This window comes from Shewanella sp. SM101, from assembly GCF_025654465.1.
Classification (GTDB): domain Bacteria; phylum Pseudomonadota; class Gammaproteobacteria; order Enterobacterales; family Shewanellaceae; genus Shewanella; species Shewanella oncorhynchi.
This window is the reverse complement of the sequence record NZ_JAKKRH010000015.1, coordinates 104,964-115,745: the sequence shown is the minus strand read 5'-3', so window position 1 is coordinate 115,745 and position 10,782 is coordinate 104,964. Positions and strand designations below refer to the sequence as shown.

Annotated in this window: 8 protein-coding genes and 1 pseudogene; all 9 read right to left on the bottom strand. The window is 48.7% G+C overall.

All coding sequences use genetic code 11. From position 1 onward, the window contains the following. Window positions 1-34: 34 nt before the first annotated feature. Window positions 35-1,059 (bottom strand): annotated as a pseudogene (locus L5M38_RS10545) (IS256 family transposase). Between the two features lie 544 nt (window positions 1,060-1,603). Beyond that, complete coding sequence (locus L5M38_RS10540) at window positions 1,604-2,347, bottom strand: hypothetical protein (RefSeq protein ID WP_263179057.1); 744 nt, start codon at window positions 2,345-2,347, stop codon at window positions 1,604-1,606. A 31-nt stretch (window positions 2,348-2,378) separates the two neighbouring features. Next, window positions 2,379-3,638, bottom strand: a complete 1,260-nt coding sequence (locus L5M38_RS10535; RefSeq protein WP_263179055.1) for a beta-ketoacyl-ACP synthase — start codon at window positions 3,636-3,638, stop codon at window positions 2,379-2,381. Beyond that, window positions 3,639-4,364 carry a 3-ketoacyl-ACP reductase FabG2 gene (locus L5M38_RS10530; protein WP_263179053.1) on the bottom strand — a complete coding sequence of 242 codons (726 nt, stop codon included), beginning with the start codon at window positions 4,362-4,364 and terminating at the stop codon, window positions 3,639-3,641. Window positions 4,365-4,475: 111 nt separating this feature from the next. Further along, a complete protein-coding gene (locus L5M38_RS10525; RefSeq protein ID WP_263179052.1) occupies window positions 4,476-5,009 on the bottom strand; it encodes a hotdog family protein in 534 nt (177 codons plus the stop codon). Between the two features lie 4 nt (window positions 5,010-5,013). Beyond that, window positions 5,014-6,213, bottom strand: a complete 1,200-nt coding sequence (locus tag L5M38_RS10520; protein WP_263179050.1) for a beta-ketoacyl-[acyl-carrier-protein] synthase family protein — start codon at window positions 6,211-6,213, stop codon at window positions 5,014-5,016. 46 nt (window positions 6,214-6,259) lie between these two features. Beyond that, on the bottom strand, window positions 6,260-7,024 hold the full coding sequence (locus L5M38_RS10515) for a DUF3261 domain-containing protein (RefSeq protein ID WP_263179048.1): 765 nt from the start codon (window positions 7,022-7,024) through the stop codon (window positions 6,260-6,262). A 4-nt stretch (window positions 7,025-7,028) separates the two neighbouring features. Beyond that, on the bottom strand, window positions 7,029-8,318 hold the full coding sequence (locus L5M38_RS10510) for an NAD(P)/FAD-dependent oxidoreductase (RefSeq protein ID WP_263179046.1): 1,290 nt from the start codon (window positions 8,316-8,318) through the stop codon (window positions 7,029-7,031). Window positions 8,319-8,341: 23 nt separating this feature from the next. Then, entirely contained in the window at window positions 8,342-10,780 is a 2,439-nt protein-coding gene (locus L5M38_RS10505) for an MMPL family transporter (protein WP_263179045.1), read from the bottom strand. Window positions 10,781-10,782 lie beyond the last annotated feature (2 nt).

Here is a 10,782-nt window from a genome sequence, read left to right as displayed (position 1 = left end):
TGAGGGCGTTCAAAATTCTGTGTCAGGCTAATTTTTAAATTTCCAGCACGCTATCTAAACGTCCTTCAAAATAAATCGCTAACTGAGATAAGCAAAGGCTCCAATTGTGGATTGGCATGGTCCATTTATCAGAGGCGTTTAATATGCCTGCGTAAAGTAGCTTCAACAAGCTATTTTCATTAGGAAAAGCACCTTTGGTTTTGGTGAGCTTTCTAAATTGGCGATGTACTGCCTCTACTGCATTGGTGGTGTAAATCACTTTCCTGATATGTTCTGGGTACTTAAAATAATGGGACAAATTATGCCATTTGCGACGCCAAGAGTTGATTACCAGCGGATAAGCATCACCCCATTTGGCCTCCAGTTCGTCCAATGCCATCTCTGCGGCTTCTTTACTCACGGCTCGATACACAGGCTTTAAATCAGCCATAAATGCTTTCTGATTTTTTGAGGCGACATACTTCATTGAGTTGCGGATCTGGTGGATAACGCATAGCTGTGTTTCCGTATGAGGGAAGATACTGGCTATAGCCTCAGGGAAACCAGTCAAGCCGTCAACACAGGCGATAAGAATATCTTTTACGCCACGATTATTAAGATCGGTCAGTACGGATAGCCAGTAATTAGCGCCTTCATTTTCGGATAAGTGAAGCCCTAAAATTTCCTTTTTTCCTTTCATATTAAGCGCTAACAATGTGTAAACGGCTTTACTGACGTAACGCCCATCCTCTTTGACTTTATAATGTATCGCATCAAGCCAAACGATAGGATAATGGCTATCTAATGGGCGCTGTTGCCACGCTTTAAGTTCGGGGATGAGTTTGTCAGTGATAGCACTTACAGTTGCGTTAGACACATTGATCCCATAATGGTCTTAGGGGTTTTGCCATTTTTGCGATTAGGCTGAGGATCATGCGCTAAATGCTGCTCAAGCTCAGCCTGGAGAGCCGCTTCAGTGAGTTGCTTGATCAGTGGACCAAGAATGCTGTCTTTACCTGTAAGGCTTTTACCTGATTGCAGATCTTTAAGGGCTTGTTCGAAGTTAAAAGGTTGGGTCATGTGTCATTCCTGTTTTTGAATATTTTACTGAAATGACACAGAATTATGAACACTACCATGATAGTGTCAAACTTTTAACCGGAAGTGAGTTTGAGCAATATCTTCATCTTTTTAACGATTTCTCATAATAAAAATATAATAAGCCTCCTACCGTTTAGTATATTAGTTTTTAGTTATAACTGTTCTACTTTCAGATTATTAATGTGACTCTAGCTTTTTAAGCTTACAGATGTTGCCTGTGCTCGAAAGGCAAACCGTGGTGATTGGCGAGACGACCGTCCGCCCCATGGACGGGGCGGTCGAGCATCCAAGGATGGACTGGCTGCGGGTCGTCGAGCCAGTACCATGGTTGGCCTCACTCTGAACAATATCTATGTTTAACTGCCTCTTCGCCTTCGGTAACTCTCGTTTATCAACTTAGAGCCTCTAGGTTCTTTCACAGTGTAGTGAGTGATTACCATGGCAAGCCTGTATAGGCGAATATAAAAATGGCCGAGGATAAGCTCGGCCATGATTTGTTCGATTAAGCGTAAAACGGGTAGGTTTAGTAGTATTTCTTCAAATAACTCTCGGCGTAGTTTTTGAGTTTTTTGTTTGAGCTCGTGGTTGCCATATTTTCAATCACATCGCGGTAAGCGGTATTCCCTGAACTAGCTAGCGCTTTTGCCATGTTGGCATAGGTATCGATGGCGAGTTTGTCATTGGCCATTAAGCGTGGTGTTTTCAATTCGTTACTGAGTACGGCTAGGATAAAATCATCGTACTGGCGGTCATCCATGATGCGTTTAGCTGCGAGACGCATTAATTCTAAATCATTGCTGCGTAGGGCATTGGCAAAGGCATTATTTTGCTGACTTTGATCGGCAGTATATTGGTTTTTATCCGCAAGAATCGCATTCCATTTTTTATATATCGTTATGTTTTCTAAAGCTTGACCTGCGTATTTTTTGAGTTTTTTAGGATAATCACCATTAACAATCTTGTTGATGGTTTCGCTGTACCTATCATTGCCTGAATAAGCTAAGCCTTTGACTAACCAAGCACTGTAGTCAATGGCATTTTTTTCAGTGGCTTGGGGCAAAGATGCGAGTAGCTTTGCTTCGAGCGCATCAAAAATGGCAGGATCGGATAAACCAGCGATGGTGAGTGATTCAATGGCTTCTTTTTGCTTGAATTGGTTATCACCCTTAAAGATTTCTTGATAGGTTTCAACCGTATATTCCTGAGCCAATAAAGGCGAGCTTAATAAACTGATGCTAAGCAGCATACCTGCAAAGAGTGGTTTCATGGTGATGTCCTTATGTGGTTTTTATATGTCGTTATTGGGCCCAGCGTTTAAAAATCAGCGAGGTATTAATGCCGCCAAAGGCGAAATTATTACTCATCACATAATCTGTATCGATTGGGCGCGGCTCGCTGCGGATATAGTCCAAATCGGCGCATTGTGGGTCGATACTTTCAAGGTTGAGTGTCGGCGCAAACCAGCCCGCATTCATCATCTCAATACTCACCCAAGCTTCTAGTGCACCGCATGCGCCTAAGGTGTGGCCCGTGTAGCTTTTAAGGGATGAAATCGGCATGTTAGTGCCAAATACCGCATGGGTCGCGTGACTCTCGGCAATATCACCACGGTCGGTCGCCGTGCCGTGGGCGTTGACATAGCCTATGGCGCTAGGCTCAAGCTGTGCATCTTTGAGGGCTAATCTGATGGCGATTTCCATGGTTTGTGCGTTCGGTTGAGTGACATGTTGGCCATCTGAATTCGTGCCAAAACCGACTAACTCAGCGTAAATCTTGGCGCCACGCGCCTTGGCGTGTTCGAGCTCTTCGAGTACCAGCGTACAGGCACCTTCGCCAATCACGAGGCCATCACGGCTCGCATCGAAGGGGCGTGGCGCGAGTTCGGGTGTGCTGTTTTTAGTGCTGGTGGCAAATAAGGTATCGAATACGACGGCCTCTGTGGGGCAGAGTTCTTCACCGCCGCCCGCCAACATTAAGGTTTGATGACCGTATTTGATGGCTTCATAGGCGTAACCTATGCCTTGGCTCCCCGAGGTGCAGGCGCTGCTAGTGGTATGAATTCGGCCTTTTAAGCCGAAAAATACCCCCACATTCACCGCTGTGGTGTGTGCCATCATGCGGATATAACTCGTGGCGGTGACGCCCGACATATCACCGGTTTTCAACATATCGCCAAAGGCGATGATGGCATCGGTACTGCCAGTGGACGAGCCATAGGCGATACCCATTTCACCCGAGGACACGATAGGATCGTCTAACAATCCCGCATCGATTAATGCAAGTTCACTGGCGCGGGTTGCCATGATAGAAACCCGACCCATAGAACGAATTTTCTTGCGCGAATAATGGCTTGGCACTTCAAAGTCGGTAATGGGGGCGGCTAAGCGGGTATTGAGGCCATCGTATTTATCCCATTCGCCCATAGTGACAACACAGTTTTTCTGCGCCTTAAGGCTCGCCGCTATCGCCTCCCAATCATGGCCTAGGGCGGTAATGCCGCCAATGCCAGTGACAACCACTCGTTTCCCTAAGCGGGTTTGATTTGTCGCTTCGCTCATTTAGATCATGCCTCCATTGACCGATATCACTTGGCGAGTGATATAGGCGGCATCGTCAGACATTAAAAATGCGGCTAAGGCGGCGATTTCACTCGGTTTACCCATGCGGCGCATCGGCACTAATTGCTCGACCATATCCTTAGGAATATCGGCCACCATGTCGGTTTCAATCAAGCCGGGGGCGATACAGTTGACGGTGATTTTGCGTTTTGCCAGCTCTAATGACAATGCCTTAGTCGCACCGATAATACCCGCTTTTGAGGCGCTGTAATTGACTTGGCCACGGTTGCCCGCAATCCCAGAAACTGAGGCTAAGGTGATGATGCGCCCGCCCTTTCTACCTTGTACCATAGGCATGACACAGGGGTGGATGACATTATAAAAACCGTCCAAGTTAGTGTGGATCACGCTGTCCCACTCGCTTTCTGTCATGGCAGGAAAGGCGGTATCGCGGTTGATGCCAGCATTGAGGATCACGCCATAATAGGCACCATTGGCCTCGATATCGGTTTCGATGGCGCCTCTGACGGTTGCGCGGTCGGTGACATCAAATTTCAGCAGGCTCACATTCACCCCAAGCGCGCGGATTTGCGCGGCAGTGTCATCGGCAGCTGCTTGGTTACTGTGGTAATGCAGGGCGATATCGAAACCTGCAGCGGCGAGTTTTAGGGCGATGGCTTTACCAATACCGCGGCTCGAACCGGTAACTAATACTCTGTTATTCATCTGTTTTCTCCACCCCATTTTATCGTTATGTGTCGGTATGGGGTTTCATGTATTTATGGTAAAAAGGTCGCTTGTTAAGGCGCTTTAACGCTTTTTATCTACATCATTGCTTTAGTGCCCAAGGCTTCTATTTGCCGCGTCTTGATTGCCTGCAAGATAGGCTTGTGTGTCCTGAGGCTGGAACACATTCACATTGGCTTGGGCCACTAAGCTCTTTTCTAGCTCAGTGCCGGCTTCGGGCAGCAGATAAATTTGGCAATCGAATACCGCTAATCCCGATTCCTCTTGATAGAGGCGGCTGACTTGGGTGCGATAGGTGCGCCCGAGCTCATATTGCTTTGCATACAAGGTTAATTTGCGCGATCCCAATAGAAACCCGACGCGGATTTTATCATTGCGAAGCTTTGCCTCAACCCCTGCAAGGGCGGCAATACTTTGGGCCATATATTCGATACCCACATAATTGGGTACGGCTTGATATTTATCATTGAAATAGGGGCTCTTGGCCGTGATAGTGACTTCGGTCTCTAGGTTATCGCGCCGATAGCCAATGATTTTATCGAGCAAAATCATTGGTGCCCTATGGGGAATAAAATCGGCAATATTCTGTTCGGCAAAGGGTTGGTTAATCTTAAGTAACTGCATGGTACTAGGCCTCGTTACGGCAGAAAATTAGGCTGGCATTGCTGCCGCCAAAGGCGAAGGAATTGCTCATCACATAATTAAGCGCGCCCTTAGCGGCGACTTGATGGCGCTCGACCAAGGCAATGGACGGATCCTGTGGATCGACTTGTCCGTCCCATTGATGGGGCGGCAGGGCTTGGCGGTGATTATGTGCTGAAAGTAATAAATAACAGAAGGCGGCTTCAATGGCGCCAGCGGCACCTAAGGTATGGCCGACTAAGGGCTTGGTCGAGCTACAAGGGGGCGTGTTCACGCCAAACACTTCAACCACGGCGCGGCTTTCCATCGCATCATTTTTAGGCGTGGCTGTACCGTGTAAGTTTATGTAACCAATGTCTTTTGTTGCAATGTGTGCATCTTGCAACGCCGCGTGCATGGCTTTGATCGCGCCTTCGCCTTCGGGGTGTGGCGCCGACATATGGTGCGCATCGCTCGACTCTCCAATACCCGCTAGCATGACCTCTGACTCGCCCAACGTCAGGACAAAAAGCGCCGCGCCTTCGCCGATATTGATGCCATCACGGTTGATACTAAAAGGATTGCAGTGGCCTTTCGAGACAGATTCTAAGGCGTGAAAACCATTGACTGTGAGTTGGCATAAACTGTCGACACCGCCGACAATCACCATATCGCAGAGGTTAGCCTGTAATAGGCGTTTGGCACTGGCAAACACTTTGGCGCTGGATGAGCAGGCGGTTGAAATCGTGTAGCAAGGACCATCTAGCTCAAAATATTGGCGTAAAAAGTCGCTGGTGCTGCCGAGCTCCTGCTGGAAATAGTGGTAATCCGCGGGAAAGTATCCGTATTGATTGCGGTAGCTCAGCGCGGCTTCACCTTTTGAAATCCCTGACGTGCTTGTGCCTAGCACAACACCAATACGGGCATGACCAAAATCCCGTTTCGCTTGTTCAACTGTGGTCGCAATTTGCAGTGCGGCGCACAGCAGTAATTGGTTGTTACGGCAATCAAACTGAATGAGTTTTTCGGGAATGGTTGGTAGCGCTGCCGTCACGGGTGCAACTAAGGTTGGGTGCTCGAACAGGAGAGTGTCACTGCGTAGCATCGCACTGGTATCACCGGCGATCAGGCGGTCTAAAACCTGCTGGGGATCTTGCCCTAGCGGGGTACACAATCCAATCTGTGTAATAGCTACTCTGTTCATCATTGTGTGTCTTTTTACCATGGCACAGTTAAGTGCGGATGCTAACAGATTAAATAGGTTCGATTTCTAGCTCAAATTTAGCTTGTGGCATAGTTAAGCTGATGTGGGCTTGCCAAAGAGCATCGCCGATATTTTGTTGATAACGGATTTGCACCACATGGGTTTGCTGGCCGCTTTTACTGATCAAGGTATCTTGACTATAGATCTGGCGACAGGGGATTGTATTCACTCGGGTGCCTATAAGCGTATCGCCCTGATTTCCCCCAACCGTATCGCAAAGGCCTGTGACTAAATGACCACCTTCTAAATGGGCGCGAATACTCTGTTCAGGCCAATAGATCAGTTGCATCATCGCCATTAAATACTCAGCTTTAAAATTGTCCCCTAGCAGCACGCTTTGTTCACTGCTGAGTGTATTACCATCATAAACTAAGGTAAACAAAGCCTGTCCGAGTGGCGCTAAGCCAACGAGCGTCATGCGCTCATTCTCTAACTCTAATTGAGTGAGCAGCTCGTGGGATTTATCACCCACTTTAATGCTGACCTTTTGGCTAAAGGACTGGGGTGAGGATACGCCCGTTTTGCTCTCGGTTTGCGGGCTGCTAATGTCGGCAGGTTTGGCCGTCGGCTTAGTCAGAGGCTTATCGGCTGCGGGGGCAAAATCATGGGGCAGTGGCGCCAAGCAATAACGCATGTCTTTAGCGAGGCCGACACAGGTTTGCCTGAACAGCAGTTCGCTACATCCAGTCAGCCCTAGACTGATGATCAGTAGCGCGGGGAACACTCGCCATTTCGCGTTAAAGTTAAGCGACATGCGGTTACGCCTCTGCAAATTCAGGAATGGCAACTTGGTTTTGGCACAATTCGACCACCATGTTCAGGCGGCGCTCCGAGTCTTTAACGAAGGGATTATTGAGGTCCCAAGCGTAGCCAGCCAGAATCGAGCAAATCATTTGCTTGATGCGTGGATTCGGTTCTTCATAGAAGATCACATCCTGAAAGCGGCCATCATACCAAGCTTGCACATAGGTGCGGAAGGTATTCACCCCCTGCATTAAAGGCGCTGAGTAATCGGCTTGCCAGTCAACCGTTTCACCATTGAGTTGTTTAGTCACACATTTTGCTGCCATCGATGCCGATTGCATGGCGATAGTGACGCCGGAGGAAAATACCGGATCAAGGAACTCGCCGGCATTACCCAGTAGGGCGAACTTGTCGGTCGCAAGCCGTGACACATTGGCTGAATAACCCTTGAGTGTGGCGCATTCTTGCACCACCTTAGCGTTTGCCAGTAGGGCTTTTAGTCCTGGTTCTTCATTGACTATGTTCATCAATTGTTGCTCAAGCGAACCTTGTAAACGCGCAAGTAATTGCGGTTCGGCAACCACGCCGAGTGAGCAACGGCCATTGCTAAAGGGAATGAGCCAATACCAAATGTCTTTATGCTCTGGGTGGACGCTGATTAAAATTTTATTTCGATCAAAGTTAGGATCGCTGATGTTGTCTTCCACATGGGTAAAGATGGCGCTACGCGGTGGTAGGCAAGACGGACTTTCTAAGTCGAGCAAGCGGGGTAACACACGGCCAAAACCACTGGCATCAAGCACATATTGGGCGCTGATTTGATAAAGCTCGCCCTGTTCATTGCGCACCATTAAGCATGGATTCTCGGTTAAATCTATCGCCTCGACGGTTTCGCCATAGCGGATGTCGACCCCTTGGCTTTGGGCGGTATCGGCTAACAGTTTATCAAAACTGGCGCGCTGCACTTGGAATGTGGTGCCCGGCCCTGGGGTAAATTTATCGGTAAAATCGAAGGTAGTGTAAGTGCCATTGCGACGAAAGGCGGCGCCATTTTTATGCTGGAATCCAGCGGCATTGAGTGCGTCTAACATGCCGGCTTCTTCGATGAATTGCATGCAGCAGGGCAGTAAACTTTCACCGATGGAAAAACGGGGGAAATGTTGTTTTTCTAACACCAGCACGCGCTTGCCTTGTTGGTGTAGCAAGCTGGCGGCAATGGCGCCTGAAGGTCCTGCGCCGATAATAGCCACATTGACGGCAAGTGAATTTGGCATAGCTGATAAATCGTGAGCGGGTGTAGTCATGTAAAGTACGTTCCTTGTCGTTATCAGGACTTTTTAGTCGTTAAAATCAGTGGCGAAAGTAAAAAGGTTAAACCTATACCTAGTGACAGGGTTAAACCAAAATAATGAATCGCTTGGGTCTGGCTAAAGGCGAGTAAACCAAAGGCTAATAGGGTCGAGCAGGCGGACATAAATACCGCCATCATCACTGCCTTGCCGTGGTTTTGAGCAGAGGCAAAGAACAAGCTGTAGTCTATCCCAATCCCGAAAACTAAAATGAGCGCGAGTGCATGGAACAGACTCAGCGGCGAGCCTGTTAAGCCTAAGGTTGCAAGCGTTAGCAAGGCCGCAAGGGCTGGAACGGCAACCACAACCGTGGCTTTTTTAATGCCAAAATTCAGGCTAAACAACAAGAGTGCGATACCAAGTGCGAGCGCTAACAGCTTTAGGGTTAACAGTCGGTAATGGCCCATGACGGCGGAGATATCCGCGACTTTATCGATAAGTTGTACGCTTTGATCATTGGCAAAGCGCGCCTTGATCGCGTCGATCTGTTTAATGCCGCCAAGCAAGACAATTGCACCATACTCAGCGCTCGCCCCATCATTTAGAACGTCATAGTCGGTGGCCTTGCCATTTGGTGCTAGCCACAGCGGTGCGAGTTGCTTGCCTGCCTCTTGCGTAAAGAAATCTGCTGGACTGATATATTGCTCTTTAGCTGCTAAGTAGCTTGCTTGCAGCTCTGGCTTTAAGTTCTCATCCAACCCAAGGCTTGTGAGCACAGTATCTATCTGAGTTTGATAGATTTCACCCTGTAAGCGATAAGCCGTGTCTTGCCTTTGATGGCTGGGAAGATATCGGCTGAGGCTGACGTAGTTGCCTAACTCTTGATTCGCAATAGCGGCATCGAGTAGTGGCGACACTCGCTCAAGTTGTTGTAGTAGTGCTTCTTCATTCGCGGCGCGTACCAGTAAGAATTGATTATCTGTGCCGCCGCTGAGTAGCTGCCTGAGCTTATTTTCAGGTTCAGTCACGCTCGCGGGGCTTTGCTGTAAATGGCGAATATCGTCATCGACGGTTAACTTGGTTACGCCAACCAGACACCACATTACTATCACTAAAGCAAACATGCTCATGCCTAAAGGCGTGGTCAATCTGTTGGATAACTGAGTGAGGTTGGCAAGGTACTTCCCCGCTAACGCTAATGGGCGGGAGCCAGATGGCAAACGACTTCCCGCTAACAGTGGGTAGGCGAGAATGAGGGTGAGATAAGCCCCGAGCAGCCCCGCGGCGCAGAAAATCGCCACTTGCTGCATTCCTGGAAACGGCGCTAAACCTATGCCCACATAAGCTAAGGCACTGGTGATAAAGGCAAGTGTCACTGTGGGGAAGATATACGCGACCGTCGCCTGAGCGCTCCGTTCGGTATCGCTTAAGCGCTCGCAGTAAAAATGAAAGCTGTAGTCGATGGCAATGCCAATCAAGCTAGTACCAAACACTAAGGTGAGTAAATGCAGCTCGCCAAATACGCTTAAGGTAAAAGTCACTGCCAGTAACAAGCCGCTGGAAATGGTAACGATGGCCAACAGTAGTGGCATTACGGAGCGAAACGCCAGCCAGACTAGGGCTATGACCCCAAGTAAGGATGCAAGACCAAGAATCGAGATTTCACTCTTAGCCGTTTGGGTCGCTGCAATCGCGTGAAACAGGGCACCAGCCTTAAGCAGGGTAATATCGGGATAGCTTTGTTTAACCGCATCCAATCCTAGGTTTAATGCCGTCATCTGCGCCAATTGCGCATTGGGGTTAAAAGCACTTTCTTGGCCCTTTGCCATAACAACCGCAGCGACATTATCGCCTTGATTAGCCAGCAGAATACCTTGGCTGACCCTGACTTTTGAACTCGGCGTGAGGGCGAGTAAATTGGCGGGGAATAACAGCAGCGGATCTTGGGCAAGCAAGTTGCTATTGGCATAACCAAAAGCGTTGTAAAGCTGCGCTGTGGCCGCTTCAATCAGATTTCCAATGTCTTTCGTTGCTAACGCCTCAACTTGTGGCGCTGTCAGTAATTTAAATCTGTGGGGGAAATAATATTGCCCCAATGCTTCACCGAGCTGCATATCGGCGCTGCGAATATCTGTAAGTGCAGCATTTTTTCCAGTAGCAACAAGGTCAGTTTCAAGCTTTTGCATCAAGAGCTTAGCCGCAGCGATTGCCGTGGTTTCATCCTTGGCGACGAGCGCAATATAGACTTGATCGGCGAGCGTCGCTTCAACTTGGTTAAGGGCGCGCTCTGTGAGTTTATCCTGCTGTAAATGCGGCAGCATGGCGAGAATATCGCTCTGCACCCTTGCGCCGTTTTGCCAGAGTTGCAACGTCCATAGACTGGCAGACAGCATCAATAGCAACCAAATGGCGAGGCGCCATTTAGGGGATGATTGTATTAGCGCTTGATTGGCGCGCGCGGTGAAATTGGCGGCCATGG

Excerpts from the sequence above, each read along its gene's own strand:
- L5M38_RS10540 (WP_263179057.1), bottom strand. The coding sequence starts at position 2,347 with ATGAAACCACTCTTTGCAGGTATGCTGCTTAGCATCAGTTTATTAAGC.
- L5M38_RS10505 (WP_263179045.1), bottom strand. The coding sequence starts at position 10,780 with ATGGCCGCCAATTTCACCGCGCGCGCCAATCAAGCGCTAATACAATCA.
- L5M38_RS10530 (WP_263179053.1), bottom strand. The coding sequence starts at position 4,364 with ATGAATAACAGAGTATTAGTTACCGGTTCGAGCCGCGGTATTGGTAAA.
- L5M38_RS10510 (WP_263179046.1), bottom strand. The coding sequence starts at position 8,318 with ATGACTACACCCGCTCACGATTTATCAGCTATGCCAAATTCACTTGCC.
- L5M38_RS10525 (WP_263179052.1), bottom strand. The coding sequence starts at position 5,009 with ATGCAGTTACTTAAGATTAACCAACCCTTTGCCGAACAGAATATTGCC.
- L5M38_RS10520 (WP_263179050.1), bottom strand. The coding sequence starts at position 6,213 with ATGATGAACAGAGTAGCTATTACACAGATTGGATTGTGTACCCCGCTA.
- L5M38_RS10535 (WP_263179055.1), bottom strand. The coding sequence starts at position 3,638 with ATGAGCGAAGCGACAAATCAAACCCGCTTAGGGAAACGAGTGGTTGTC.
- L5M38_RS10515 (WP_263179048.1), bottom strand. The coding sequence starts at position 7,024 with ATGTCGCTTAACTTTAACGCGAAATGGCGAGTGTTCCCCGCGCTACTG.